Origin of the sequence: Piscinibacter gummiphilus (assembly GCF_032681285.1) — a bacterium.
Classification (GTDB): domain Bacteria; phylum Pseudomonadota; class Gammaproteobacteria; order Burkholderiales; family Burkholderiaceae_C; genus Rhizobacter; species Rhizobacter gummiphilus_A.
Window position 1 is genome coordinate 4,472,278 of the sequence record NZ_CP136336.1, and the last position, 25,098, is coordinate 4,497,375.

The following is a 25,098-nucleotide window of genomic DNA, read 5'->3' on the forward strand; positions in this document are numbered from 1 at the left end:
TCTCTTTCAGGAACCCAGCGCACGCGAGGCGAGCCAGCGTTTGAGCGGTGGTAGGTGGTTGACGAGAGTCATGCCACGGTTGCGGAGTTCCCGCAAAGCCGGCTGCTCGTGTGAAAACAAGCGCAACAAGCCATCGGTGAGCTGGCCCATTGCGATCGTGGGTGCCTGACGCTGCCGCTCGTAGCGGCGCAGCAGACGCGCATCGCCCAGCTCGCGCCAGGCTTCGCGTTGTGAGATGACGGTGGCGAGCGTGGCCACATCGGCCAGCCCGAGGTTGAGGCCCTGCCCGGCGAGCGGGTGCACCACGTGGGCCGCATCGCCCAGCAGCACCCAGCCCGGGCCGCACCAGCTGCGCGCCCGCGCCAGCATCAGGGGCCAGGCCGCGCGCTCGCTGGCGAGCTGCAGCGTGCCGCAGGCGCCGCCGGTGGCCTCGTTCAGGGCGTGCTCGAAGGCGGGTCCGTCGAGCGCCATCAGCTCCTGCGCGCGGGCCTCGGGCATCGACCACACCAGCGCATGCGAGTGGCCGGGTTGCGGCGTGTCGAAAGGCAGCAGGGCCAGCACGTCGGGCTGGCGGAACCACTGGCGCGCGGTGTTGGCGTGCGGGGCGTCACCCCGCAGCCGCGCGGCGATGGCGGTGTGGCCGTAGTCGTGGCGGTCCCAGCCCACGCCGAGCGCCTCGCGCGTGGCCGAGGCCTTGCCTTCGCACAACGCGGTGAGCGTGGCCTCGACCTTCTCGGTGACCAGCGTGACGTGGGGCGCATAGCGCACAGCGGCGGCCATCGACTGCTCGAGCACCGGCGCATCCACGATCCACGCCAGCTCGCCGAAGCGCTGCTGCCAGGCCGAGAACTCGAGCAGCCCCGAAGCGGCGTCGCCCTCGATGTGCATGTCGTACACCGGGGTGGCGGCATGCGGCGGCAGTGCATCCCACACCTTCAGCGAGCGCAGCAGCTCGACCGAGGCGGCATTGAGCGCATAGGCGCGCACGTCCACGCGAGACGCATCGGCCGGCTGCGACACCAAGGCCACTTGGAAACCCTGGCGCGCCAGCGACAGAGCCAAGCTCTGCCCGACCACACCGGCACCCAGCACGCAGACATCGAAGCGTTTCATGGCGTTTCATTGTAGAGACGCCAACGTGGCAAGGGTCCCGAGGCAGAATCAGTTTCTTCCCCCATCTCCCTGTGGCTTTTCCGGGCCTCTGGGACTTTTCCCACGATCCCCACAAGGGACGCCACCACGCATGACTTCTCCCTGGATGCGCAAGCTGCTGATCGGCGCAGGCGTGTTCGTGCTGCTGATCGCAGCCGTGCTGACCTACCTCGTCGCCACCTTCGACCCGAATGCCTACAAGGGCCTGGCCGTCGACTGGATGAAAACCCATCGACAGCGCACGCTGGCGATCAACGGGCCGATCAAGCTCGCGGTGTTTCCGAGGCTCGCGGTGCAGGTGTCGGGCGTGACGCTGTCCGAGAAGAACCGGCCCGACGACTTCCTCAAGCTCGACGAAGCGGCGCTGTCGGTGGCGGTGCTGCCGCTGCTGCGCCAGCAGGTGGTGGTCGACAGCGTGCGTGCCAAGGGCCTGCGCGTCACCTATCGGCGTGACGCCAAGGGAGGTTCCAACCTCGACGATCTCGTGCAGAGCGAGCCCAAGACGGAGCAGCCCGATGCGAGCGACAAGAGCAGCAACTCGCCGCTGCGATTCGACGTGAGCAGCATCCAGCTCGAAGACCTGCAGCTCAGCCTGCGCGACGAGCAGGGCAAGCTGGCGGGCGAGATCTCGCTGGCGTCGCTGAGCACCGGCCGCCTGGCCGACGGTGTGGAGTCGCCCGTCAAGCTCAAGGCCCGCCTCGGCCTCACCGCGCCCGCCGTGCAGGGTGACCTCGACGGCAGCACGAAGCTGAAGCTCGATCTGGCCAAGAAGGGCGTGACGCTGTCGGACATGTCGCTCGCCTGGAAGGGCAAGCTGCCCGGCACCGAGTCGGTCGATGCCACGCTGCGCGGCGCCCTTGCCTTCGACACCGCCAACGGCACGCTGCGCGCCGAGAAGATCGAGCTGGCCGGCGATGCCGGCCTGGGCACGCTGCGGCTCGTCAAGTCATCGCTCACCGTCGAAGCGTTTGCCTACGACCCGAGCAACCAGGCGCTGCAGTTGGGCAAGCTGCGCATCAAGCTCGGCGGCACCAGCAGCGGCCACCCGATGAACCTCAACCTCGACTGGCCCGAGCTGGTGGTGCAGCGCGACTCGCTCACCGGCAGCCCGCTCAGCGGCCAGCTGAGCCTGGCCGGGCCGACGTCCATCGATGCGAGCTTCAAGACCGCCGCGCCGAGCGGCAGCTTCGAGCGCATCGTGGTGCCCAACGTCGAGAGCACGCTCAAGGGCCGCAGCGGCCCGCGCAACGTCGAAGGCAGCGTGCGCGCCACCTTGCTGCTGCTGCCGGCCAAGGGCGCGTTGGCACTCGAAGGCCTCAACACCCAGCTGCAGCTGCACGAGCCGTCGCTGCAGCCGCTGGCCATCACCGTGCAAGGTGCGGCCGATGCGTCAGCCCAGCAGGCCCACTGGGCGCTCAAGGGCCAGATCAACGGCAACCCGTACACGAGCGAAGGCAAGGCCATCCTCGCCACCACGCCGATGACGCTCAACGTGGCGGCGCGCTTCGATTCGCTCGATCTCAACCGCCTGCTGCCGCCCTCGGCCACCGCGCCGGCGGCTTCGGGTCCGTCATCGGGTGGGGGTGCGGCGGCCGACTCCCCCGTCGACCTTTCGGCGTTGCGCTCGCTGCAGGGGAACTTCGACCTCAAGATCGGCCAGTTCGCCTACCAGAGCTACCGTCTCTCCGACCTGGTGTTCGCCGCCACGCTCGAAGGCGGCATGCTGCGGGTGAGCCAACTCTCGGGCAAGGGCTGGGGCGGCAGCTTCGTGGCCAACGCGTTCGCCGACGCCCGCGCGAGCCGCCTGGCACTCGCCGGCAACGCGAGCGGCGTCAACGTCAACGCGCTGCTGAAAGACGTGGCGCAGAAAGACATCCTCGAAGGCACCGGCCGGGTGGTGGTCGATGTCGACAGCGCCGGCCGCAGCGTCAACGAACTCAAGTCGCGCCTGCAGGGCAAGGCCGCGCTGCAGCTGCGCGACGGCGCAATCAAGGGCGTGAACCTCGCCAAGAGCCTGCGCCAGGCCCGCGCCACGCTCGGCCTCAAGGGCGGCGACGACGTGCAGAAGGCGAACCGCACCGAGAAGACCGACTTCTCCGAGCTGAGCGCCACCTTCGCGATTGCCGAGGGCGTGGCCCGCAACAACGACCTCGACATGAAGAGCCCCTTCCTGCGCTTGGGTGGCGACGGGCTGCTCGACATCGGCAAGAGCCGCATCGACTACACCGCGCGGGCCACCGTCACCGGCACCTCCAAGGGCCAGGACGGCGCCGACCTCGCCGCGCTCAAGGGCCTCACGATTCCCGTGCACCTCACCGGCCCGTTCGATGCGATGGACTGGCGCATCCGCTGGTCGGCCATCGCGGCGCAGGCGCTCAAGACGGAAGTCGGCAGCAAGCTCGAACAGCAGGCGAAGGACCGGCTGCGCGACAAGCTCGGCCTGCCCTCGGCCGCCAGTGCGGCCAGCGGCGCGGCCAGCAGCCAGCGCCTCGAAGACGTGGCGAAAGACAAGCTCAAGGACAAGCTGAAGGGGATCTTCAAGTGAGCGATGACGTGACCGTGGCGATCTCGGCGCTGTACCTGCACCCGATCAAGAGCTGCGCCGGCATCGGCGTGCGTGAGGCGCTGCTGATCGAGACCGGGCTGGAGTTCGACCGTGCGTGGATGGTGGTGGATGCCCACGGCCGCTTCCTCACGCAACGCGAGCTGCCGCGCATGGCGCTCATCGTGCCCACGCTCAAGCACACCGAGCTGGTGCTGCGCGCGCCCGGCATGCTGGCCCTGCACCTCGCGCTCGATGCGGTGGAAGCACCGACCCGCGCGACCGTGTGGCAGGACGAGGTCGCCGCGTACGACATGGGCGACCTGGCGGCGCAGTGGTTCAGCGATTTCCTGGGGCAGACATGTCGGCTCGCGCGTTTCGACCCGGAGCAGAAGCGGCTGTCCAACAAGAAGTGGACCGGCGACATCGACGCCGAGAACGCATTCAGCGACGGCTACCCGCTGCTCGTGACCTCCGACGCGTCGCTCGCCGACCTGAACGAGCGGCTCGCCAGCCGCGGCGCTGCGCCGGTCGAGATGAACCGCTTCCGGCCCAACATCGTGCTCTCGGGGCTCGACGCCTTCGGCGAGGACCACCTCGACGAAATCCGCTTCGACACGCCGGAAGGCGAAGTCGTGCTCAAGCTCGTGAAGCCCTGCTCGCGCTGCACCATCCCGAGCGTCGACCCAGCCACCGGCGTTCAAGGCCATGAGCCGGGCGACACGCTCGCCACCTACCGCGCCGATGCGCGGCTCGACGGCGCCATCACCTTCGCGATGAACGCCGTGATCGTGAAGGGCATCGAGTGCGGGCTTCGCGTGGGGCAGACGGGCACGGCCGGCTACCGCTTCGACTGAGCGCTGCCGCATGCAGCGCCTGCCGGTCTCCGTCCTCTTCACCGTCTGCGTGCTCGTCTGGAGCACGACGTGGTACGCCATCACCTTCCAGATCGGCGGCAGTACGCCGGAGCTGGGCGTCGCGCTGCGCTTCATGCTGGCCGGTGCGTGCGTGCTGGCCTGGCGTGCAGCGCGTGGCGACACGCTGCGCTTCGGCCGCGGTGCGCACCTCTGGTTCGCGTTGCAGGGCGTGTTTCTCTACGGCGTGTCGTACATCTGCGTGTACCACGCCGAGCGCTACCTGCCCTCGGGCGTGGTGGCGGTGGGCTACTCGGCTTCGCCGCTGGCCGGCGGCATCGGGGCGGCGTGGTGCTTCGGCACGCCGCTCACCCGCCGTTTCCTGCTCGGCGGCGTGCTCGGGCTGGCGGGCGTGGCACTCATCTTCTGGCCCGAGTTCGGCAAGGCACAGGTGGGCGGCGACACCGCGCTCGGGGTGCTCTTCACCGCGGGTTCGGTGTTCCTGTCGACGGTGGGCAGCCTGCTCGCCAGCCGCAATGGCGAGCGGGGCCTCTCGATGTGGCCGAGTCTTGGCTTCGGCATGCTCTACGGTGGCGGCGCGGTGCTCCTGATCGCGCTCGCCAGCGGCCAGTCGGTCAGCCTGCCCGGCACCGCTTCGTGGTGGATCGCGCTGCTGTACCTGGCCCTCGCCGGCTCGGTGCTGTCGTTCGCCTGCTACCTCACGCTGCTGTCGCGCCTGGGCGCGGGGCCGGCCGGCACCATCGGGGTGATGACGCCCATCCTCGCGCTCGTGGTGTCGACGCTCTTCGAGGGCTACCGGCCCGACGCGCTGGCCGGCGTGGGCGTGCTGCTGGCCGTGGCCGGCAACGTGCTCATCCTGCGCAAGCCGGCACCGCTCAGGGGCGCTTCTCCGGCAACGGAATGAACTCGGTTTCGCCGGGCACGACGGGGAAACGCTGCGCCGCCCAATCGTCGGCCGCCTGCACGATGCGCTCCTTGCGGCTGGAGACGAAGTTCCACCACATGTGACGGTGGCCGAGCGGCTCGCCCCCGACCATCACCACCCGTGCGCCCTGCGGGGCGGCGAGCAGGGGCGTGGCGCCTTCCGGCAGCACCACCATCGTGGCAGGCGGCACCGGCTCGCCGTCAAGCACGAAGCCGTTGTCGATGCCGTAGAGCGCGCGTTCGCGCGCCGCAGCGGGCACCTGCACGGACGCCCCGGCCGCCAGCTCCAGGTCGACGTAGAGCGTGGGCGACAGCGTGGGCACCGGCGAGCGCAGGCCGAAGGCCTCGCCGATCATCACGCGCAGGTTCACACCCGGCAGCGTGGACGACGGAATGGCGGACGCGGGGGTGTGCGAGAACGAGGGCTCGTCTTCCTCGTGCTCGGCTGGAATCGCGCACCACAGCTGCAGGCCGTGGCTGCGGCGGTCTACGCCGCGCAGGTCATCGGGCGTGCGCTCGGAGTGCACGATGCCGCGGCCGGCCGTCATCCAGTTGATCGCACCAGGCTCGATGCGCTGCACGACGCCGGTGCTGTCGCGGTGCATCATTGCGCCCTCGAAGAGGTAGGTCACGGTCGCGAGGCCGATGTGCGGGTGCGCACGCACGTCGTGGTTGTCGCTCGGATGCGCGGTGATCGGCCCGAAGTGATCGAAGAACAGGAAGGGGCCCACGGCCTGGCGCTGAGCGGCCGGAAGCACGCGGCGCACGGTGAAGCCACCGCCCAGGTCTTTGGTGTGCGGAGAGAGCTGGAGCAGGTCCATCGGTCGTGTTTCCTTCGCGAGGCTTGTACTGGAACGGCAGTCGACCTCGATAATAGGCCGCACCACCTGCCCCTTTGCCGCGCCTGCCATGCGCAAGGATTCACTCCTCGCCCCCGACCCCTCCGCTGAGCGAGCCCCCAAGCCGAAGACCACGCCCACCATCACGCTGGTCGCGCGGGGCACGGCGTTGTGGCTCTTCCTCCTCATCGCCGCCAGCATCGCGCTGGTGTGGTGGACCGAAGCCGCGCTGGGCCAGATCTCGCACCAGGACCGCTACGCCTACCCGCTGCTCATCGTGTGCCTGCTAGGCCTCGCAGCGCTCGTGCGCTGGCGTGGCCGCTACCTGGTGCTGGCGCAAGGCCTGGGCTCGCTCACCCTGAGCCTCTATTTCATCGGCAGCGTGAGCTACATGCTGCTCGTGGCGCAGAACTTCAACACCTACGCCGCCGCGTCGATGTCGTACTGGCTGGTGGGCGTGCACCTGCTGGTCTATGCCACCTGGTCGCTGTGGCGCGCGCTCTTCATCTGCCTCACGGTGCTCGCGCTCACCGCGCTGCCGGCGGTGATCGTGCACCTGCGCGGCGGCAACCCGCCGGAATGGAACAACACCGTCTGGCCGCTGGTGGTGAACGGCTTCTTCGCGCAGCTCTTCGTGATCGGTGCGCTCTTCGGCATTGCACGCCAGCTGCGCAAGCTCTCGGTGCTGGCGCCCACGGCCGACTCGAACGTCGACGACCCGGTGAGCCAGCCGCTGACCGTCGACGACGTGGTGACGCGCCGCATGCGCGACCTCGAAAGCGCCCGCGACCAGGCCGAGCAGGCGTCGCAGGCCAAGTCGCGCTTCCTCGCGGTGATGAGCCACGAGCTGCGCACGCCGCTGCACGGTGTGCTGGGCGCCGCCGACCTGCTGCGCGACCCGGCGTTGCCCGAGCCCAACCGCCGCGAGCTGGTGGACACGGTGCGCCGTGGCGGCACCCACCTGCTGCACCTCATCAACGACGTGCTCGACCTCTCGCGCATCGAGGCCGGCCGGCTGGAGCTGCTGAACGAGCCTTTCGAGCTGCGCGCCTGCATCGGCCGCGTGCTCGAGACGATCGAGCCGCAGGCCGCGGCCAAGTCCCTGCAATGCCGCGTGGCGGTGGAAGACAGCGTGCCGGCCTGGCTGCGCGGCGACGAGTTCCGCCTGAAGCAGATTCTCATCAACCTGCTGGGCAATGCGGTGAAGTTCACCGACAGCGGCCATGTGAGCCTCGCGTTGCGCTACGAGCCGATCGTCAAGCAGCTGCACATCCACATCGAAGACACCGGCATCGGCATCGAGCGTTCGCACCAGCCGCTGGTGTTCGACGCCTTCCACCAGGCCGACAGCGGCGACACCCGCCGCCACGCCGGCAGCGGCCTGGGCCTGGCCATCACGCGCCAGCTGGTCGGCCTGATGCACGGCACGCTGGCGCTGCAAAGCGAGCCGGGCATCGGCACGCGCGTGACACTGCGGCTGCCGCTCGCGCCGTGCGAGGCGCCCGTGCTGCCCCCGACGGTGAATTCGGCGATGGCGCCGCTCTCGGTCGGCCTGGCCGGGCTGCGCGTGCTGCTGGTCGACGACGACGCGGTCAACACCATGATTGCCACGCAAATGCTGGAGACGGCCGACATCGAAGTGCACACCGCCGGATCGGGCGTGGAAGCCCTGCACCAACTGACCCGCGGCGGATTCGACCTGGTGCTGATGGACTGGCGCATGCCCGACATGGACGGCCTGGAAGCCACCCGCCGCCTGCGCGCCGGGGAAGCGGGCGAAGGCGCACGACAGCTGCCGGTGGTGGGCCTGACTGCCAACGCCTACGCCGAAGACCGCGCAGCCTGCCTGGAAGCGGGCATGGACGAGGTGCTGGTCAAGCCCGTGGGCCGCATGCGGCTCCTGCAGACGGTGCAGCAGGCGCTGGAAGCCCGCGCGGCCGCGGCCCAGAACTAGCCCGGAACGAGCGCGGAACTAAAATCCCGCCCCTGCTCCGCGTTCCCCGCGCGGGCCCCACTTTTCGCCTCTACACCATGAGCCTCAAATGCGGCATCGTGGGCCTGCCCAACGTCGGCAAGTCCACCCTCTTCAATGCGCTGACCAAAGCCGGCATTGCGGCCGAGAACTACCCCTTCTGCACCATCGAGCCCAACGTGGGCGTGGTGGAGCTGCCCGACCCGCGCCTGGCCCAGCTGGCCGAGGTCGTGAAGCCCGAGCGCATCGTGCCGGCGATCGTGGAGTTCGTCGACATCGCGGGCCTGGTGGCGGGTGCGTCGAAGGGCGAAGGCCTGGGCAACCAGTTCCTCGCGCACATCCGCGAGACCGACGCCATCGTCAACGTGGTGCGCTGCTTCGACGACGAGAACGTGATCCACGTGGCCGGCAAGGTCGACCCGATCGCCGACATCGAAGTCATCCAGACCGAGCTCTGCCTGGCCGACCTCGGCACGGTGGAAAAGACGCTGCAGCGCTCGATCAAGGCCGCCAAGTCGGGCAACGACAAGGAAGCCGCCAAGCTCGTGGCCGTGCTGCAGAAGTGCCAGGCTGCGCTCGACGAAGCCAAGCCGGTGCGCAGCGTCGCCTTCAGCAAGGAAGAGCTGGCGGTGCTCAAGCCGCTGTGCCTCATCACCGCCAAGCCGGCCATGTTCGTCGGCAACGTCGACGAGCACGGCTTCGAGAACAACCCCTACCTCGACCGCCTGCGCGCCTACGCCGAGAGCCAGAAGGCGCCGGTGGTGGCGATCTGCGCCAAGACCGAGGCCGAGATGGCCGAGATGAGCGATGAAGACAAGGAGATCTTCCTCGCCGACATGGGCCAGAGCGAGCCGGGCCTGAACCGCCTGATCCGCGCCGGCTTCAGCCTGCTGGGCCTGCAGACCTACTTCACCGCCGGCGTGAAGGAAGTGCGCGCCTGGACCATCCACATCGGCGACACCGCCCCGCAGGCCGCCGGCGTGATCCACACCGACTTCGAGCGCGGCTTCATCCGCGCCCAGACCATCGCCTTCGACGACTACATCGCCTACAAGGGCGAGCAGGGCGCGAAGGACGCCGGCAAGATGCGCGCGGAAGGCAAGGAATACGTCGTCAAGGATGGCGACGTGATGAACTTCCTCTTCTCCCCCAGCTAAACGCCCAGGCCGCCATCGGCCTGCCGCAGCCTCGCCAGCGACTCAGGCGCGGGCCTGCTGCGGCGCTTTTCTGGGCCGGGCCGTCGTCGGCTCCGGCAGCAGGCTGCTCGTCCACTGGCGCGCCATCTGCTCATAGGCCTTCCACGCCTCGTCCAGGCCGGTGGCGGGAACCGCCGAGCCTTGCTCTTCGGGGCGCCAGAGTTTCTGAAGACGCTCCTGCCAATCGAGCGAGAGTTCGGATTGGTAGGCGAGCGCGGCCCGAATGAGTTCGCTCTGGTACTCGGCAAGTCCGCCTCATGCGCTGGTGAAGAAGCCCGCCTGGGCCGACAGCAGGTCGGCCGGCACCTTGGCCCCGGCAACCCCATCGACTGCGTTCTGGATCGATTGAGCGAGCGTTTGCAGGTTGCGGGATGACGGAACGCAAGCGTCGGCACGCACATCGCCCTTGAGGAAACGCAAGACCCCGGGTGCACCACTTCCTAGAGTCGATTCACTCACGGGGAGAACAAGCAATGAACAAGGTCTTGGTGGTCACGTATTCGAACACCGGCACTTCGCTGCGACTGGCCCGGCGGCTCTGTGCGCTCAAGGGATGGCCCCTCGGCGAAGTCGACGATGCGGCACCCCGACACGGCGTGGCGGGCGCGTGGCGCTGCGTTCTCGATTCCCTGCTGCGTCGCACGCCAGGCATCGACTACGCCGGTGCCTTGCCGTCGGAGTTCGACACCGTGGTGCTGGTCGCGCCGATCTGGCTCTATCGCCTGGCAGGCCCGATGCGCAGCTTCGTCACCCGCTACCGGTCAGAGCTGCACGACGTCGCGGTCATTTCGGTGACGGAGCAACCCGGGCCGCACGATGCGCCGGACGAGATCACCCGGATCACCGGCCGGGCGCCGTTGCTGCACACGGACTTCACCGGGCAGGACGCAGACGATGGCCGGTGCGGGCTGCGCCTGCTCGCGTTCGCGCATGCGCTCGTGGAAGCCAAAGACCATGTGGAACCCACGCGCCTCGTGTTGGCCCCCACCGCGGACCAGCTGATCGCGGGGGGCCTGTCGCGGCCGCAGTTTCCGCTGCTGCCCGACCAGGATCTGCGGTCCTGGGGTTCGCGCAAAGTGCCGATCGGTTGAGCGGATCGCGCAGGTGCCAGGTGCCCCGGCGCCGGGCCAGTGCCAGGCCACCACGCTGCCGCGCGCCTTGCGTTTCATCACACCGCCTGCAGGCGACGGGTGCTGGAATGAAACATGTCGCCCAAGATTCCCACGAGTGCCGAGCAGCTCGACTTCCTGCGCGCGCAACTCGCTCTCGGCGGCGTCTGCCGCCTTGTCGAAACCCACTCGTCCTGGGTGCTGCTGGGCACACAGCACGTCTACAAGGTGAAGAAGCCGGCCTGCAGCACGCTCTTCGATTTCTCGACGCCGCAGGCCCGCGCCCGCAACGCGCGAGAGGAAACGCGGCTCAACCGCCGACTCGCCGCCGACGTCTACCTCGGCGTGCTGGCGCTGCAATGGGACGGCAGCTTGCTGCACCTCGTCCCTGAGGAAGCGCGCAACCCAGCCATGGCCACGCTCGACTCGGTGGTCTGGATGAAGCGCCTGCCGGACGATGCCATGGTCAACACACTGCTGATCTGCGGGTCGCTCACGCCGCGCCACGTGAATGCGTTGATGGACGTCCTCGTCCCGTTCTACCGGCGCGCCGACCCGGCACCTTGCAGCGGCTTGGCGTATGTCTCGCACCTGCGACGGGAACAGGCCGTGAACCGCGAGGTGCTGTGCCGCCCGGCGTTTGCCCTGCCCATCGCGCCGACGGTGCTCGACCGCCTGGACGACGCCCTGACGCTGCATGAGGCCACGATCCGCCAGCGCGCCGGCCGCCTCGTCGACGGCCACGGCGACCTGCGGCCCGAGCATGTGTGCATGCTCGACCCACCCGTGGTCATCGATGCCTTGGAGTTCAACGCGCGGCTGCGCCAGATCGACCCATTCGATGAACTGGCGTACCTCGGGCTCGAATGCACGATGGCCGGTGCGCCGTGGGTTGCCGGCCAGCTGGAAACCCTCGCACGCCAAGCGCTGGCAGACGAACCGCCTGCCCCGCTGTGGCACCTCTACGCGGCCTTGCGCGCCGCGCTGCGGGCCCGCCTCTGCGCCGCCCACCTGCTGGACGAACACCCCCGCACACCCGACAGATGGCTGCCGCTGGCGCAGCGCTACCTGGTGCAGATCGCGATGGAACTCAAGGGGATGCGAGCGACGTCTTGATGGCGTCGACGAGTTGCGGCACGCAACTCACCACGCGCAGTTTGCGGCGCAGAGGGCTCTGCGGCGGCACCCGGAACGACGCCACGCTGTCGGTGACGACCACCTGGTCGATCTGCTCGTCGGCAAGAACCCGTGCCGCATCGGCAACGAAGAGCCCGTGCGCGGCGCAGGCGACCACGCGCCGCGCACCCGCGCGCCGCAGCGCCACGGCAGCACGCAGCATCGTCTCGCCGCTGGCGATCAGGTCGTCGAACAGCAGCACGTTCGCGCCGGCCACGTCTCCTGCGACCAGATGCGACCCGCTCACGATGCCGCTGCTGCGCCGCTTGTCCACCATGGCGAAGCCGACCTCCCGGTGCAACTGGACCTCGAGCGCCTCGCGCCACAACTGGGCCCGCTTGACGCCACCGGGGTCCGGTGAGGCCACGGCCAGGGGTTCACCGCTGGCGGCGAGTTCGGCGGCCACGTCGGCGAAGGCGGGGTGTGCCGCCAGCGCGTGGGCTTCGCAGCGGAAGGCGTTGTCGAACGCCGCGACGTTGTGCGGTTCCAGCACGAAGAGCCGGGTCAGGCCCACGGCTTCGAGCATCTGCGCCACATAGCGCCCGCCCACGGGATCGAAGGGCTGCGTGCGCCGGTCCTTGCGTGCATAGGCGAGATACGGCACGACGGCGGTCACGCGGGCGGCGCCGTGGTCGCGCAGCGCGGCGATGAACATCGCCAGGCGGCAGAGCTTGTCGTGCGGGCTCTGGCCGGGTTCGCCGTGGAGGCTGCACAGCACATACGCGTCGGCGTTGCGCGGTGCGACAAGCGGCCTGAGCTTGCGTTCTCCGTCTTCGAAGCTGCGTTCCTCGCGCTTCGCCAGCATGACGCCGAGCCCTCGGGCCCACGACTGGGCGACGACATCATCGTCCGCCTCGAGAGAAAACGCGAGGAGCATGGCTGGGCGGGCCTCCACAACTTGACTCGACGTGCCGTCGATCTCGGCGAGCGACGGCCACCGCGCACAGTGTGAGAACCCGGGGCTTCGACACATTGCGTCAGCGCAATTTGATGCAAGGTTTCCCCTCGCTTGCCGCCTGCCGGCACCCGGCGCCGAGTGGTAGGCTCGGCCGCAGCCGCGCACCTGCAGTGCCTTGCGTGCCGCACCACCCCACGCCAGTGACCGCCCGATGACGCCTGCCGCGCCCTTTCGACGAACGCCCCACTGGCTGCTCGCGCTGGCCGGCACGGCGCTGGCGTATGGCATCGCGGGCTGGCTGGCGCTCTCGCTGGCCATTCCTCCCGGCTACGCCTCCCCGCTCTACCCTGCAGCCGGCGTCGCGCTGGCCTGTGTGCTCACCTTCGGCTGGCGCATGCTGCCCGGCGTGGCGCTCGGATCCTTCGCGGTCAATGCGCTGATCGCGATCGACCACGGCCCGATGGCGCTGGGCACCAGCCTGCTGTTGCCCGCCTTCGGGGCCCTCGGGGCCACCTTGCAGGCCTGGGTGGGCGCGGTGCTGGTTCGGCGTTTTGCGAGCCAGCCGCTCACGCTCAGCGAGCCGCACGACATCGTGGTGTTCTTCGGGCTGGGCGGGGTGGCGTCGTGCCTCATCAGCGCCACGGTGGGCACCGCCGCGCTCCACTGGCTGCGCGGCCCGCTGCCCGACTCGCTGTGGTTCACCTGGGCCGTGTGGGCCTCGGGCGACATCCTCGGCGTGCTCGTCGCGGCGCCGATGGTGCTCACGCTCATCGGCCAGCCGCGAAGCGAATGGGCGGCCCGCCGGCTCAACCTCGGCCTGACGCTCGCCGTGGCCACCTTGCTCATGGCGCTGGGCGTGCGGCAGGTCGCCCATTGGGCGGAGGTGCGGCTGCTGGCCGGCTTCGACCGCGATGCGGTGAATGCGTCGTCGAGTCTTGCCGCACGCATGCAGTACCCGCTGCACGCACTGGAGGCGGTGCGGGGCGCGTACCTCGCCTCGGAAGACGTCACACGCAGCGAGATGCGGCGCGCCACGCAGTCGTGGCTCACCCCGGGCAGCCAGTTGCAGGCGATGGGCTACGGCGAGTTCATCTCGCGCGCCGAGGTACCCGCCTACGAGGCGCGGGTGCGTGCGACCGATTTCCCCAACTTCACAGTCTTCGACCGGCCTGACTCCCCACTGCCGAAGCTGCCCGATGACCGCCTCGCGGTGATGCGCTACATCGAGCCCTTCGACGTCAACGCAGGCGCGCTCGGCGTCAACATCCGGTCGATCCCCGAAGCCCGCGCCGCGGTGGATGCCACCGTGCGCACCGACAGCCCGGCCGCCACCGCGGGCTTTCGCGCGACGCAGCACCTCGGCGACGAAACCATCGTCGTCATCTACCAGGCGCTGTACCAGGGCGCGCCCACGACGGTGAGCGAACGGCTGGTCAGCGCGCGCGGCCTCGTCTTCGTCACGCTGCGCATGGATGCAGCGCTCGCCGCCTTCCGTTCCAGCCTTCCGCACTACCTGACCGTGTGCGTGGTCGACACCGACCCCATGGCCACGCGCCGCCGGCTGGCGGGGCCGGCCGGCTGCGATGCGCAGACCTACGACCTCACCCACGTGCGCCCGCTCGCGTTTGCCGGCCGCCAATGGGACCTGCGCATCTCGGCCCAGCGCAACGACATGCCCGATGCCCACGAGCGCGACGCCCTGCTCTTCTCGCTGGTGGGCCTGCTGGCCACCGCGATGCTCGGTGCGCTGCTGCTCACGGTGACGGGCCGCACCCGCCGCATCGAGGCCGCGGTGCAGGACCGCACCGCCGCACTGCAACGCGAGATTGCCGAGCGCGAGCGCACCGAGGTCGACCTGCGCGAGAGCGAGCAGCGCTTCCGCAACATCCTGAACAACGTGCCGATCGGCGTGGTCTACACCGACCTGCAAGGCCACGTGCAACAGGTCAACCCCCGCTTCTGCGAACTCACCGGCTACAGCGCCGACGCCCTGATGGGCATGGACCTCGCCACCCTCACCCACCCGGAAGACCGGGCTCAGAACGCCGAGCTGTCGGCCCAGCTCCTGCGCGGGGACATCCCGATGTACCGCCTGCAGAGCCGCTTCCTCACGCGCGACAAGCGCATGGTGTGGGTGCAGGCGGTGGTGACGCTGCTGCGTGACGTGCAGGGCGCGCCGCACCGCATCGTGGGCGTGGTGGAAGACATCACCGAGCACCTGCGCCTGGCCGAAGCCGAGCGGGCGCGCGAAATCGCCGAGGCGGCCAACCTCGCCAAGAGCGAATTCCTCTCGCGCATGAGCCACGAGCTGCGCACGCCGCTCAACGCGATGCTCGGCTTCGCACAACTGCTCGAACTCGACCAGAACCACCCGCTGCCCGCCGCGCAGCGGCCATGGGTGGCGCAGATCCAGGGGGCAGGCTGGCACCTGCTCGACATGATCAACGATGTGCTCGACCTGTCGCGCATCGAGTCGGGCACGCTCAACCTGCAGCCCGACCGGCTGGACCTGCGCGAGGTCATCGCCTCGGCGTTGCCGCTCGTCGAGCAGGACGCGCGCCGCCGCCACCTGCAGGTCACGCAAGACGTGCCGGACGACGCCGCCCGGGTGATCGGCGACGCGACGCGCGTGAAGCAGATCCTGATCAACCTGCTGTCCAACGCCGTCAAGTACAACAGCGAGGGTGGGCGCATCCATGTCACGGCGCGCCGCATCCAGCCCGACGCAGTGGAACTGGTCGTGTCGGACACGGGCCTCGGCATGACGGCCCAGCAGCTCGAGCAGCTCTTCCAGCCGTTCAACCGCCTCGGCCGCGAACGCTCGGCGATGGAAGGCACCGGCATCGGCCTCGTCATCAGCCAGCGCCTGGCCGAACTCATGGGCGGCTCGCTGCGGGCGCGCAGCACGGCGGGTGCGGGCTCGTCGTTCATCCTCACCCTGCCACGCGCCGAACGGCCCGACACCGCGCCCGGGCAACTCGACGCGCTCGACGAAGAAGCCAGCGAGTACCACCAGCGCCGGGTGCACTACGTCGAAGACAACGAGACGAACGTCGAGGTGATGCGCGGCATCCTGCTGCGCCGGCCGCAGGTGCAGTTCGACGTGTCGATCACCGGGCTCGACGGCCTGGCAGCCATACGCGCCCGGCAGCCCGACCTGGTGCTGCTCGACATGCACCTCCCCGACATCGACGGGCTGGAGCTGCTGCGGCATCTGAAGTCGGACCCGACGACCGAACACATCCCCGTGGTGGTGGTGTCGGCCGATGCCCTGGCCTTGCAGATCGAGGCGGCCATGCAGGCCGGCGCCTTCCACTACCTCACCAAGCCGGTCAGCGTGGCGGAGCTGCTCTCGGTCGTCGATGCCGTGCTGGAAGGGGCCGAAACCAAGTTCGGCTGATTCCTACAGAACTTTGTCGAGAGTATTCACTCACATCAAAGTCGGCTTTTGCCTCAATCAGCACTCTCGATTCACGAGTGCTAATATTTGCGGAACGAACTCCGCTGGAGGGTGTCTGAGATGTCCATGAACGCTACTGCTTCTGCCCTGACCGTCCGTGACCCGTGGTCGCTGGTGCCGTCGCTCGGCAACCTCGACGCTTATATCTCGGCCGTCAACCGCGTCCCCCTGCTCACGCAGGAGGAAGAGGTCAACTTTGCCCGCCGCCTGCGCGAACACGGCGATGTCGAGTCTGCCGGGAAGCTGGTGCTGTCGCACCTGCGGCTGGTGGTGTCGATCTCGCGCCAATACCTGGGCTACGGCCTGCCGCACGGCGACCTGATCCAGGAAGGCAACGTCGGCCTGATGAAGGCCGTCAAGCGCTTCGACCCCGACCAGGGCGTGCGCCTGGTGAGCTATGCGATGCACTGGATCAAGGCCGAGATCCACGAGTACATCCTCAAGAACTGGCGCATGGTGAAGGTGGCCACCACCAAGGCCCAGCGCAAGCTCTTCTTCAACCTGCGCTCGATGAAGCAGAGCCTGAAGGAAGACTCGGCCGACGGCGCCACCCACCGCAACACGCTGACGCAAGGCGAGGTCGACACCGTCGCCGAGCGCCTGAACGTGAAGCGCGAAGAGGTGCTGGAGATGGAAACCCGCATGTCGGGCGGTGACGTGGCCTTGGAGCCGCAGACCGATGACGGCGAAGAAAGCTACGCGCCGATCGCCTACCTGGCCGACGACAGCACCGAGCCCACGCGCGTGATCGAAGCGCATCGGCGCGACTGGCTGGCCGGCGACGGCATCGCCCAGGCGCTCGACGCCCTCGATGCCCGCAGCCGACGCATCGTCGAGGAGCGCTGGCTCAAGGTGAACGACGACAGCTCCGGCGGCATGACGCTGCACGACCTGGCCAGCGAATACGGCGTGAGCGCCGAGCGCATCCGCCAGATCGAAGTGGCGGCGATGAAGAAGATGCGCAAGGCGCTGGCGCAAGACGCCTGAACCGCTGCGGCACGCCCCAATGCAAAACGGCCCTTCGGGGCCGTTTTTCTTTGTCAGGCGTTGGCGAGCAGCGCCTTGATGTCGGCGGTGAGGTTGGCAGTGCCGTCCTTCTCGCCGTAACGGGTGAAGAGCCGCAGGCGGCCTGTGGTGTCGAAGATGTACGAGCCGGCGGTGTGGTCCATCGTGTAGCTGCCTTCGGTCTTGCCGGGCACCTTGGAGTAGTACACGCGGAAGTCCTTGGCGGCCGCGGCCGTCTGCTCCGGCGTGCCGCGCAGCGCGATGAAGCTCGGGTCGAAGCCCTGCATGTAGGCCTTGAGGCGCTCGGGGGTGTCACGCTCGGGGTCGACGGAGATGAACACGCCCTGCACCTTGTCGCCGTCGGCGCCAAGCGCCTTCTTCACCTGCGCCAGCTCGGCCATCGTGGTGGGGCACACATCGGGGCACTGGGTGTAGCCGAAGAACACCACCGTCACCTTGCCCTTGAAGTCGGCCAGCGTGCGGGTCTTGCCATCCTGGTCGGGCAGCGAGAGCGCCTTGCCGTAATCGGCGCCGGTGATGTCGATGGCCTTGAAGCCGGTCTTGGCCCCGGTCAGCTTGTCGCAGCCGGCAAGCAGCGCAGCCAGCGCGATGAGGGTGTGGCGGCGAGTGGTCACAGCAGGGGCACCAGGTAGTGGTCGAGCAGCAAGGCCGCGAAGAGCAGCGACAGGTGCAGGATCGAGAAGCGGAAGGTGCTGCGGGCCAGCGCATCGGAGTAGTGGCGCCACAGGCGCCATGCGTAGCCGATGAACCCGGCGCCCAGCAGCACGGCCGACACGAGGTAGATCACGCCGCTCATGCCGAAGATGAACGGGAGCAGCGTCGCGGCGAAGAGCACGAAGGTGTAGAGCAGCACCTGCAGCCGGGTGAACTCGTTGCCGTGCGTGACGGGCAGCATGGGCAGGCCGGCACGGCGGTAGTCTTCGACGCGGTACAGCGCAAGCGCCCAGAAGTGCGGCGGCGTCCACAGGAAGATGATGAGGCACAGCATCAGCGCCTCGGGCCCCACCTCGCCGCGCATCGCGGCCCAGCCGAGCACCGGCGGCATGGCGCCCGATGCGCCGCCGATCACGATGTTCTGCGGCGTCATCGGCTTGAGGACCACGGTGTAGATGACGGCGTAGCCGACGAAGGTGGCGAAGGTGAGCCACATGGTGAGCGGGTTCACGAGCCAGTACAGCAACGCGCTGCCGATGGCGCACAGCACGGCAGAGAAGACGAGCGTCTGCGTGTTCGTGAGTTCGCCCTTGGCAGTGGGCCGCCAGGCGGTGCGGGCCATCTTCGCGTCGATGCGCTGCTCGACGAGGCAGTTGAACGCGGCCGCCGCCGCGGCCACCAGCCAGATGCCGGCGGTGGCGGGCAGCACCACGCGCCAGTCGGGCAAGCCCGGCACGGCCAGCAGCATGCCGATCACGGCGCAGAAGACGATGAGCTGCACCACGCGCGGCTTGGTCAGCGCGTAGAACTGGCGGACCACCGACGCCTGTGCGGCAGCCGGGGCGGGGGAGCTGAGGGTTTCGGGCATGGCAGGAGGGGAATCCGCGATTTTACGAGGCGAGGCTTGCCTGCCGGGCGCGCACCACCACCACTGAAATCACGGTGATGAGCGCGGCGGCACCCGCGGTGTGCGCGAGCGCCGCCACCAGCGGCCAGCCGAGCACGACATTGCTCAGGCCGCTCATGAACTGCCAGACCGCGATCGCGAGCAAGGCGCCTGCAAAGCGGCGGTGAGCCAGTCCGCCGGCTTGGCGCAGGCCCCAGGCGACGAGCAGCATCAGGCTGAGCACGACCAACGCGCCCATGCGGTGCGTCACGTGGATGGCCGTCAGCGCGGCAAACGGCAGGTAGCCGCCGTCCTTTCCGGCCCCGAGCTCGCGCAGCACGGCGAAGCCATGTTCGAAGTCCATCGGCGGCCACCATTCCCCCTGGCAGGTGGGGAAGTCGCGGCAGGCGAGCACTGCGTAATTGGTGCTGACCCAGCCGCCGAGCGCGATCTGCGCGACGCTCAGCAGCGCGAGCGCCCAGACGCCGATCTTCAATGCGGGCGACAGCCGCAGCGGCTTGCGCTCGTAGGCTTCACCTTGCACCGCCAGCAGCACCAGCAGGCCCATGCCACCCAGCAGGTGCAGCGTCACGATGGCGGGGTACAGCTTCATCGTGACCGTGAGCGCGCCGAACGCGCCCTGCAGGCACACCCACACCAGCGTGACGGTGGCCCACCAGGGCGACAGTGCGGCGTCGCCGCGCCGATGCGCACGCCAGCTGCCCGCGGCCAACGCGATGATCAGCACGCCGACACCCGTGGCCAGGTAGCGGTGCACCATCTCCACCCAGGCCTTGCCGTGCGTGACCGGGCCGGTGGGCATCGCGGTCTGTGCGGCCTGGATGTCGGCATGCGCGCCCAGCGGGCTCGCGCTGCCGTAGCAGCCGGGCCAGTCGGGGCAGCCGAGGCCGGAATCGGTGAGGCGCGTGAAGGCGCCGAAGATCACGAGGTCGAAGGTGAGAAAGAGCGTGAGCCAGGTCAGGGCACGCAGGCGCACGGCGGGCGTGGCGTGACGATGCCGCCACCAGTTCCAAGCGAGCGCACCGCCCCCCAGCAGCAGGCCCACACCGGCCAGCCACAACACGGGGTCGAGGTTGTAGAGCGGCTGCGACGACACGGCGCTCAACGACCCGCGGTGTCCCACGACGCCGAGGCGCGCAGGAGCTTCTCGATGTCACGCTTGAGCTTGGCGGCATCGGGGTTCGGCGGCACGCGCATCATCCAGTTGCCGAGCGGGTCGACGATGTAGAAGTGGTCTTCCAGCCGCTGGCCCGCCGCAGGCTCCAGCCACTTCGAGAGCGCCTCGGCGGGCACGGCCAGCACGGTGGCGGCACCGGCGGCCTGCATCGCCTGCACGGCCTGCGCCCGGGCCGGCACGCCGTCGTGCACCAGCCAGACCTTGTCGAGCCGGTCTTTCTCGCGGCCGAGCGCTTCGCGCAACTGGCGCTGCAGCCAGAGGCGTTTTTCGCAGGCGCCGTCGCAGGCACCGCCGGCCACGGTCACGAGCAACCACTGCCCCTTCAGCGACGCCGGCACGACCGACTTGCCCTGCACGTCGGTCAAGGGCAGGTCGGCGGGAAGGGGGCGCTGCGGCTGCACCAGCTCGCTGTAGTTGGTACGCCCTTCGGGCCGGACCACGAAGTAGGTGAAGTAGGACGCGATCACCGGTGCCGCACACACGAGCAGCACCAGCAGCATCTTCAGCCGGCCGCTGGTGGTGCGCTTCTCGTCGAGCGAGGGCGCGGGCATCGAGTGCACGGTGAAGCTGAAGGCTTCACCGGCGTCGCTGGAAGCGGGGGCGGAGGAGTTGGAACCAGACATACAAACCTGCCATCAAGGCGCACAGACCGAACCACTGGAAGGCGTAGCCGTAGTGCTTGTGAACATCGGCCGCGGGCCGCGGCCATTGGCGCAAGAGGCCGTCACCCTGGGGTGCGCCTTCGTCGCTCTGCAGAACCGTCCAGGGTCGAAGCGTCACGCCGAGCTCGCGCGAGTGATCGGCAAGCACGAGATTCTGCCGGATCGGCCCCGAGGCCGGCGCACCAGGGGCGAAGTCGAATAGACGCCCCGGCGCGGCGGCGAGCCACCCCTGGAGCTCGATCGCACCGGAAGGCGTGGCCACCGGCGGGACGTGGGTGCGGTCCTGCAGGTCGCGAGGCACCCAGCCTCGCTGCACCAGCACCGCATCGCCCGGCGCGATCAGCAGCGGCGTCATCACGAAGAAGCCGGGGCGGCCGTTCATCTGGCGGTTGTCGAGGAAGACGGTCGCCTGGGCCAGCCATTCGCCACGCAGGACGACGGGCCGATGCAACTCGGCCTGCACCTGCTCATCGCCCTGCGGCAGGGTGTTCATGCGCAAGGGCGGCAGCGTTCCGCGTGTGTCGAGCGAGGCTTGCAGTGCTTCTTTCTGCGACGCGCGGCTCAGCTGCCACACGCCCAGCCGCGCCGTCACGGCCATGCCCACGAGCGTGGCCACAAGCACGATCACCGCGCGCCGACGCGGGTCAGCCAGCCAGGAAGCCATCGCCGCAGGACCGGGTGGAATAATGGTTGACCATGAAGTACTTCATTGCCGCAGCCCTCGTGCTCATCATTGGGGCCCTGGCCTCCGCGGGCGTGTTCATGATGCGCGACGGCCGTGACGGCAAACCCAAGACCTCGAACATGATGCGAGCCCTCGCGCTGCGTGTCGGTCTGTCGATCCTGCTGTTTCTGTGCATCCTGCTCGCCTACAAGATGGGCTGGATCCGACCCACGGGGATTCCGATCGAGCGCTGAGGTTCCACTCTCGCTCCAAAGCAAAAGAGCGCCGCGAGGCGCTCTTTCTGCATCTGGATCCGTGGACTCAGAGCCAGTACACCACCACGTACAGGCCGAGCCACACGACGTCGACGAAGTGCCAGTACCAGGCGGCGCCTTCGAAACCGAAGTGACGCTGCGGGGTGAAATGGCCCTTGTGCAGGCGCAGCGTGATGAAGAGCAGCATCAGGGCGCCCACGCACACGTGGAAGCCGTGGAAGCCCGTCAGCATGTAGAAGGTCGAACCATAGACGCCCGAATTGAGCTTCAGGTTCAGGTCCTTGTACGCGTGCATGTACTCGTAGGCCTGGAAGCCGAGGAAGGTGGCACCCAGGATCACCGTGATCCACATCCACAGGATCGTCTTGCTGCGTTGGCCGGCGATCAGCGCGTGGTGCGCGATCGTCAGCGTGACGCCCGAGGTCAGCAGCAGCGCCGTGTTGATGGTCGGGATCGGCCACGGGCCCATCACCGCAAACGGCTCGACGGTGCCAGCCGGTGCGCCGGTGGTGCCCGGCACGGAGCTCGGCCAGAAGGCCTTGAAGTCGGGCCACAGCAGTGCGTTCTCGAGGCTGCCCAGGCTCGGCACCGAGTGGATGCGGGCCCAGTACAGCGCGCCGAAGAAGGCGCCGAAGAACATGACTTCCGAGAAGATGAACCAGCTCATGCTCCAGCGGTACGACACGTCGATGCGGTCGCTGTAGAGACCGCCTTCGCTTTCGCGGATGGCGTCACCGAACCACTGCTTGAGCACGAAGGCCCACCACAGCAGGCCGAAGAGCACGAAGTAGGCGCCCCAGCCGTGGCCGTTGATCCACTGGCCTGCGCCGAGGATCACCATGAAGAGGCCGATCGAGGCCATCACGGGGTGCCGCGAAGGGGCGGGAACGAAGTAGTGAGGGGCGTGCCCCGGGGTTGTCGCTGCCGACATGTTTTCTCCTACGGATCGGATCTCTTGTGAATCTGACTCTTCTTTCGAGCGACGCCCTAGGCGGCGACCCCGCTCGACAACACCCAACGCACGATCAACACCAATGCCACGATGAACACCAACGCAGCGATCACGCCCGCGATGATGACGTGCACCGGGTTCAACTGCGCCATGTCCTTCTCGTGCTCGGCGGACTTGCGAACGCCGAAGAACGACCAGCCCACCGCACGCAGCGTCTGGCCGAACGAACCTTTTCGCTTGACCGCGTCTTTGAGGCCGTCGGACGTCATGACTGCGGCTCCCGCTCTTGTGTCTTCACCGGTGCCGCCACCTTGCCGCCGACCTCGAAGAAGGTGTACGACAAAGTGATGGTCTTCACGTCCTTCGGCAGCTTCGGGTCGATCACGAACACCACCGGCCACTGCCTGCTTTCACCCGGCTTCAGCGTGTATTCGTTGAAGCAGAAACATTCGAGCTTGTTGAAGTGCGGCGTGGCCTGCTTGGGTGCGTAGCTGGGAATCGCCTGCGCCGCCATCGTGCGGTTCTGGATGTTCTTGAATTCGTACATCACGGTGGTCAACTCACCGGGGTGCACGTCCACATAGCGCTTGGCGGGTTTGAAGTCCCACGGGCCACGCGCGTTGGCGTCGAACTCGACCGTCACGATGCGCGAGGTGTCGACCTGCGTGTTGGCCGGCGTCGCCTTCGAGTTGCCGGGAACGGCCTTCTCGCTGACCGACAGCACATTGATGCCGAGCGCGGTGCAGATCGCGCGGTACATCGGCACCAGCGCGTAACCGAAGCCGAACATCAGCAGCGCCACGACTGCGAGCTTGCCCACCATGCGGCGGTTGTCGAGCAGCAGCGAAGCGCGACGGCCCTGGCTCATCTCAGTGGCCCAGGAACACCATGCGGGCCATGAACCCGAGGAAGAAGACGAGCGCGACCGACGCCAGGATCAGGCCCAGCTTGCGGTTGTTCTTCTTCTGCTCTGGCGTCATGGCGTCATCCGGAGGTTGATCAGCCGATCACCTTGGTGGCCGAGGCGTTCAGCTTCGGCGGCGTCTCGAAGGTGTGGAACGGGGCCGGCGACGGCACTTCCCACTCCAGGCCTTCAGCGGCTTCCCACGGCTTCTGGGGAGCCTTCTCACCCTTGCCACGCATCGCGGGGAAGACCACGAAGAGCAGGAAATACACCTGCATCAGGCCGAAGCCGAAGGCACCCACGGTCGCCAGCGCGTTGAAGTCGGCGAACTGCATCGGGTAGTCGGCATAACGGCGCGGCATGCCGGCGAGACCCAGGAAGTGCATCGGGAAGAAGGTGACGTTGAAGAAGATCAACGAGCCCCAGAAGTGGATCTTGCCGCGCGTCTCGGAGTACATCACGCCGGTCCACTTGGGCGCCCAGTAGTAGTAGCCGGCGAACATCGCGTACAGCGAGCCGGCCACCAGCACGTAGTGGAAGTGCGCCACGACGTAATAGGTGTCCTGCAGCTGGATGTCGATCGGCGCCACCGACAGGATCAGGCCGGTGAAGCCACCCATGGTGAACACGAAGATGAAGCCCACCGCGAAGAGCATCGGCGTCTCGAAGGTCATCGAGCCGCGCCACATCGTCGCGATCCAGTTGAACACCTTCACGCCCGTGGGGATCGCGATCAGCATGGTCGCGTACATGAAGAAGAGCTGGCCCGTCACCGGCATGCCGGTCGTGAACATGTGGTGCGCCCACACGATGAACGACAGGATGGCGATCGACGAGGTGGCGTACACCATCGAGGTGTAGCCGAAGAGGCGCTTGCGGGCGAAGGCCGGCACGATGTGGCTCACGATGCCGAAGGCCGGCAGGATCATGATGTACACCTCGGGATGGCCGAAGAACCAGAAGATGTGCTGGTACATCACCGGGTCGCCGCCGCCGGCGGGGTTGAAGAACGCGGTGCCGAAGTGGCGGTCGGTCAGCGTCATCGTGATGGCGCCGGCGAGCACCGGCATCACCGCGATCAGCAGGTAGGCCGTGATGAGCCAGGTCCAGCAGAACATCGGCATCTTCATCAGCGTCATGCCGGGCGCGCGCATGTTGAGGATGGTCACGATGATGTTGATCGAGCCCATGATCGACGAGGCGCCGAGGATGTGCATCGCAAAGATGCCGGCGTCCATCGACGGGCCCATCTGCAGCGTGAGCGGCGCGTAAAGCGTCCAGCCCGCGGCGGGCGCGCCACCGGGCATGAAGAACGAGGCCACGAGCATGATGCCGGCCGGGATCAACAGCCAGAAGCTCAGGTTGTTCATCCGCGCGAAGGCCATGTCGGCCGCGCCGATCTGCAGCGGGATCATCCAGTTCGCGAAGCCCACGAAGGCCGGCATGATGGCGCCGAACACCATGATCAGGCCGTGCATGGTGGTGAGCTGGTTGAAGAGCTGCGGGTTCACGATCTGCAGCCCGGGCTGGAACAGCTCGGCGCGGATCAGGAGCGCCAGCACGCCGCCAAACAGGAACATCGTGAAGCTGAACAGCAGGTACAGCGTGCCGATGTCCTTGTGGTTGGTGGCAAACACCCAGCGACGCCAGCCATGCGGGTGGTGGTCGTCATGCGCGTGGTCATGGCCGTGGTCGCCGGCCGCGTGGCCGTGGGGATCGAGTACAGCACTCATG

At 68.2% G+C, this 25,098-nt stretch carries 24 protein-coding genes; 10 read left to right on the plus strand and 14 right to left on the minus strand.

Annotated features, from left to right (window positions below):
* Positions 1–6 precede the first annotated feature (6 nt).
* Positions 7–1,113: an FAD-dependent monooxygenase gene (locus RXV79_RS21040; protein ID WP_316700058.1), complete on the minus strand. Its 1,107-nt coding sequence runs from the start codon at positions 1,111–1,113 to the stop codon at positions 7–9.
* Positions 1,114–1,243: 130 nt separating this feature from the next.
* Between RXV79_RS21040 and RXV79_RS21045 the strand changes: the two genes are divergently transcribed.
* Genes RXV79_RS21045 through RXV79_RS21055 form a run of 3 tightly spaced genes read left to right on the plus strand, consistent with a single transcriptional unit; the run spans position 1,244 to position 5,473 of the window.
* Entirely contained in the window at positions 1,244–3,697 is a 2,454-nt protein-coding gene (locus tag RXV79_RS21045; RefSeq protein ID WP_316700059.1) for an AsmA family protein, read from the plus strand.
* Complete coding sequence (locus RXV79_RS21050) at positions 3,694–4,551, plus strand: MOSC domain-containing protein (RefSeq protein WP_316700060.1); 858 nt, start codon at positions 3,694–3,696, stop codon at positions 4,549–4,551. The genes RXV79_RS21045 and RXV79_RS21050 overlap by 4 nt, the downstream gene beginning before the upstream one ends.
* A 10-nt stretch (positions 4,552–4,561) precedes the next feature.
* Positions 4,562–5,473, plus strand: coding sequence for a DMT family transporter (locus RXV79_RS21055; protein ID WP_316700061.1), 912 nt, complete (start codon positions 4,562–4,564; stop codon positions 5,471–5,473).
* On the opposite strand, the gene RXV79_RS21060 is transcribed toward RXV79_RS21055, so the two are convergent.
* Positions 5,445–6,314: a pirin family protein gene (locus tag RXV79_RS21060; RefSeq protein WP_316700062.1), complete on the minus strand. Its 870-nt coding sequence runs from the start codon at positions 6,312–6,314 to the stop codon at positions 5,445–5,447. The two genes, RXV79_RS21055 and RXV79_RS21060, sit on opposite strands and share 29 nt — an antisense overlap.
* Before the next feature lie 88 nt (positions 6,315–6,402).
* Here RXV79_RS21060 and RXV79_RS21065 point away from each other — a divergent pair, with 88 nt between their 5' ends.
* Positions 6,403–8,286 (plus strand): ATP-binding protein, encoded by a 1,884-nt coding sequence (locus tag RXV79_RS21065; RefSeq protein ID WP_316700063.1) that lies wholly within the window; start codon positions 6,403–6,405, stop codon positions 8,284–8,286.
* A 77-nt stretch (positions 8,287–8,363) separates the two neighbouring features.
* Positions 8,364–9,461, plus strand: coding sequence for a redox-regulated ATPase YchF (gene ychF / locus RXV79_RS21070; protein WP_316700064.1), 1,098 nt, complete (start codon positions 8,364–8,366; stop codon positions 9,459–9,461).
* Between the two features lie 294 nt (positions 9,462–9,755).
* Here ychF and RXV79_RS21075 read toward each other — a convergent pair whose 3' ends face one another.
* Positions 9,756–9,920, minus strand: coding sequence for a hypothetical protein (locus RXV79_RS21075; RefSeq protein ID WP_316700065.1), 165 nt, complete (start codon positions 9,918–9,920; stop codon positions 9,756–9,758).
* A gap of 53 nt (positions 9,921–9,973) precedes the next feature.
* On the opposite strand from RXV79_RS21075, the gene RXV79_RS21080 reads away from it, so the two are divergent.
* Entirely contained in the window at positions 9,974–10,591 is a 618-nt protein-coding gene (locus RXV79_RS21080; protein WP_316700066.1) for a flavodoxin family protein, read from the plus strand.
* A gap of 114 nt (positions 10,592–10,705) precedes the next feature.
* On the plus strand, positions 10,706–11,725 hold the full coding sequence (locus RXV79_RS21085; RefSeq protein ID WP_316700067.1) for a hypothetical protein: 1,020 nt from the start codon (positions 10,706–10,708) through the stop codon (positions 11,723–11,725).
* On the opposite strand, the gene RXV79_RS21090 is transcribed toward RXV79_RS21085, so the two are convergent.
* Positions 11,700–12,662, minus strand: coding sequence for a ribose-phosphate diphosphokinase (locus RXV79_RS21090; protein ID WP_316700068.1), 963 nt, complete (start codon positions 12,660–12,662; stop codon positions 11,700–11,702). The two genes, RXV79_RS21085 and RXV79_RS21090, sit on opposite strands and share 26 nt — an antisense overlap.
* Positions 12,663–12,894: 232 nt before the next feature.
* Between RXV79_RS21090 and RXV79_RS21095 the strand changes: the two genes are divergently transcribed.
* Positions 12,895–16,083, plus strand: a complete 3,189-nt coding sequence (locus RXV79_RS21095) for a PAS domain S-box protein (protein WP_316700069.1) — start codon at positions 12,895–12,897, stop codon at positions 16,081–16,083.
* 126 nt (positions 16,084–16,209) lie between these two features.
* Positions 16,210–17,130 carry an RNA polymerase sigma factor RpoH gene (gene rpoH, locus RXV79_RS21100; protein WP_316700070.1) on the plus strand — a complete coding sequence of 307 codons (921 nt, stop codon included), beginning with the start codon at positions 16,210–16,212 and terminating at the stop codon, positions 17,128–17,130.
* A gap of 53 nt (positions 17,131–17,183) precedes the next feature.
* Here the strand turns inward: rpoH and RXV79_RS21105 are convergent, their stop codons facing one another.
* Genes RXV79_RS21105 through RXV79_RS21125 form a run of 5 tightly spaced genes read right to left on the minus strand, consistent with a single transcriptional unit; the run spans position 17,184 to position 21,233 of the window.
* Positions 17,184–17,783: an SCO family protein gene (locus RXV79_RS21105; RefSeq protein WP_413816637.1), complete on the minus strand. Its 600-nt coding sequence runs from the start codon at positions 17,781–17,783 to the stop codon at positions 17,184–17,186.
* Positions 17,780–18,691, minus strand: coding sequence for a heme o synthase (cyoE, locus tag RXV79_RS21110; RefSeq protein ID WP_316700071.1), 912 nt, complete (start codon positions 18,689–18,691; stop codon positions 17,780–17,782). The genes RXV79_RS21105 and cyoE overlap by 4 nt, the downstream gene beginning before the upstream one ends.
* A 22-nt stretch (positions 18,692–18,713) precedes the next feature.
* Positions 18,714–19,826, minus strand: coding sequence for a COX15/CtaA family protein (locus tag RXV79_RS21115; protein ID WP_316704176.1), 1,113 nt, complete (start codon positions 19,824–19,826; stop codon positions 18,714–18,716).
* Between the two features lie 5 nt (positions 19,827–19,831).
* Positions 19,832–20,530: a hypothetical protein gene (locus RXV79_RS21120; RefSeq protein WP_316700072.1), complete on the minus strand. Its 699-nt coding sequence runs from the start codon at positions 20,528–20,530 to the stop codon at positions 19,832–19,834.
* The gene (locus RXV79_RS21125; protein ID WP_316700073.1) at positions 20,484–21,233 is read right to left on the minus strand and encodes an SURF1 family protein; all 750 of its coding nucleotides are present in this window, start codon (positions 21,231–21,233) and stop codon (positions 20,484–20,486) included. The genes RXV79_RS21120 and RXV79_RS21125 overlap by 47 nt, the downstream gene beginning before the upstream one ends.
* Before the next feature lie 32 nt (positions 21,234–21,265).
* On the opposite strand from RXV79_RS21125, the gene RXV79_RS21130 reads away from it, so the two are divergent.
* On the plus strand, positions 21,266–21,487 hold the full coding sequence (locus RXV79_RS21130; RefSeq protein WP_316700074.1) for a twin transmembrane helix small protein: 222 nt from the start codon (positions 21,266–21,268) through the stop codon (positions 21,485–21,487).
* 67 nt (positions 21,488–21,554) lie between these two features.
* Here RXV79_RS21130 and RXV79_RS21135 read toward each other — a convergent pair whose 3' ends face one another.
* From RXV79_RS21135 to ctaD, 5 genes are read right to left on the minus strand one after another with little or no spacing between them, the layout of a single operon-like run.
* Complete coding sequence (locus RXV79_RS21135; protein ID WP_316700075.1) at positions 21,555–22,439, minus strand: cytochrome c oxidase subunit 3; 885 nt, start codon at positions 22,437–22,439, stop codon at positions 21,555–21,557.
* A gap of 56 nt (positions 22,440–22,495) precedes the next feature.
* Complete coding sequence (locus RXV79_RS21140) at positions 22,496–22,729, minus strand: DUF2970 domain-containing protein (protein WP_316700076.1); 234 nt, start codon at positions 22,727–22,729, stop codon at positions 22,496–22,498.
* Positions 22,726–23,328 (minus strand): cytochrome c oxidase assembly protein, encoded by a 603-nt coding sequence (locus tag RXV79_RS21145; protein ID WP_316700077.1) that lies wholly within the window; start codon positions 23,326–23,328, stop codon positions 22,726–22,728. The genes RXV79_RS21140 and RXV79_RS21145 overlap by 4 nt, the downstream gene beginning before the upstream one ends.
* 1 nt (position 23,329) lies before the next feature.
* Positions 23,330–23,440 carry a cytochrome oxidase small assembly protein gene (locus RXV79_RS21150; protein WP_316700078.1) on the minus strand — a complete coding sequence of 37 codons (111 nt, stop codon included), beginning with the start codon at positions 23,438–23,440 and terminating at the stop codon, positions 23,330–23,332.
* 19 nt (positions 23,441–23,459) lie between these two features.
* Positions 23,460–25,097, minus strand: coding sequence for a cytochrome c oxidase subunit I (ctaD, locus tag RXV79_RS21155; RefSeq protein WP_316700079.1), 1,638 nt, complete (start codon positions 25,095–25,097; stop codon positions 23,460–23,462).
* Between the last annotated feature and the right edge of the window lies 1 nt (position 25,098).

Bases quoted from the DNA above. Each gene is read 5' to 3' on its own strand.
- RXV79_RS21135 (WP_316700075.1), bottom strand. From the start codon at position 22,439: ATGTCGGCAGCGACAACCCCGGGGCACGCCCCTCACTACTTCGTTCCC.
- RXV79_RS21060 (WP_316700062.1), bottom strand. From the start codon at position 6,314: ATGGACCTGCTCCAGCTCTCTCCGCACACCAAAGACCTGGGCGGTGGC.
- RXV79_RS21095 (WP_316700069.1), top strand. From the start codon at position 12,895: ATGACGCCTGCCGCGCCCTTTCGACGAACGCCCCACTGGCTGCTCGCG.
- RXV79_RS21145 (WP_316700077.1), bottom strand. From the start codon at position 23,328: ATGAGCCAGGGCCGTCGCGCTTCGCTGCTGCTCGACAACCGCCGCATG.
- RXV79_RS21065 (WP_316700063.1), top strand. From the start codon at position 6,403: ATGCGCAAGGATTCACTCCTCGCCCCCGACCCCTCCGCTGAGCGAGCC.
- RXV79_RS21045 (WP_316700059.1), top strand. From the start codon at position 1,244: ATGACTTCTCCCTGGATGCGCAAGCTGCTGATCGGCGCAGGCGTGTTC.
- ychF (WP_316700064.1), top strand. From the start codon at position 8,364: ATGAGCCTCAAATGCGGCATCGTGGGCCTGCCCAACGTCGGCAAGTCC.
- RXV79_RS21055 (WP_316700061.1), top strand. From the start codon at position 4,562: ATGCAGCGCCTGCCGGTCTCCGTCCTCTTCACCGTCTGCGTGCTCGTC.
- RXV79_RS21140 (WP_316700076.1), bottom strand. From the start codon at position 22,729: ATGACGTCCGACGGCCTCAAAGACGCGGTCAAGCGAAAAGGTTCGTTC.
- RXV79_RS21125 (WP_316700073.1), bottom strand. From the start codon at position 21,233: ATGGCTTCCTGGCTGGCTGACCCGCGTCGGCGCGCGGTGATCGTGCTT.
- RXV79_RS21150 (WP_316700078.1), bottom strand. From the start codon at position 23,440: ATGACGCCAGAGCAGAAGAAGAACAACCGCAAGCTGGGCCTGATCCTG.
- rpoH (WP_316700070.1), top strand. From the start codon at position 16,210: ATGAACGCTACTGCTTCTGCCCTGACCGTCCGTGACCCGTGGTCGCTG.
- cyoE (WP_316700071.1), bottom strand. From the start codon at position 18,691: ATGCCCGAAACCCTCAGCTCCCCCGCCCCGGCTGCCGCACAGGCGTCG.
- RXV79_RS21085 (WP_316700067.1), top strand. From the start codon at position 10,706: ATGTCGCCCAAGATTCCCACGAGTGCCGAGCAGCTCGACTTCCTGCGC.
- RXV79_RS21120 (WP_316700072.1), bottom strand. From the start codon at position 20,530: ATGTCTGGTTCCAACTCCTCCGCCCCCGCTTCCAGCGACGCCGGTGAA.
- RXV79_RS21130 (WP_316700074.1), top strand. From the start codon at position 21,266: ATGAAGTACTTCATTGCCGCAGCCCTCGTGCTCATCATTGGGGCCCTG.
- RXV79_RS21080 (WP_316700066.1), top strand. From the start codon at position 9,974: ATGAACAAGGTCTTGGTGGTCACGTATTCGAACACCGGCACTTCGCTG.
- ctaD (WP_316700079.1), bottom strand. From the start codon at position 25,097: ATGAGTGCTGTACTCGATCCCCACGGCCACGCGGCCGGCGACCACGGC.
- RXV79_RS21040 (WP_316700058.1), bottom strand. From the start codon at position 1,113: ATGAAACGCTTCGATGTCTGCGTGCTGGGTGCCGGTGTGGTCGGGCAG.
- RXV79_RS21090 (WP_316700068.1), bottom strand. From the start codon at position 12,662: ATGCTCCTCGCGTTTTCTCTCGAGGCGGACGATGATGTCGTCGCCCAG.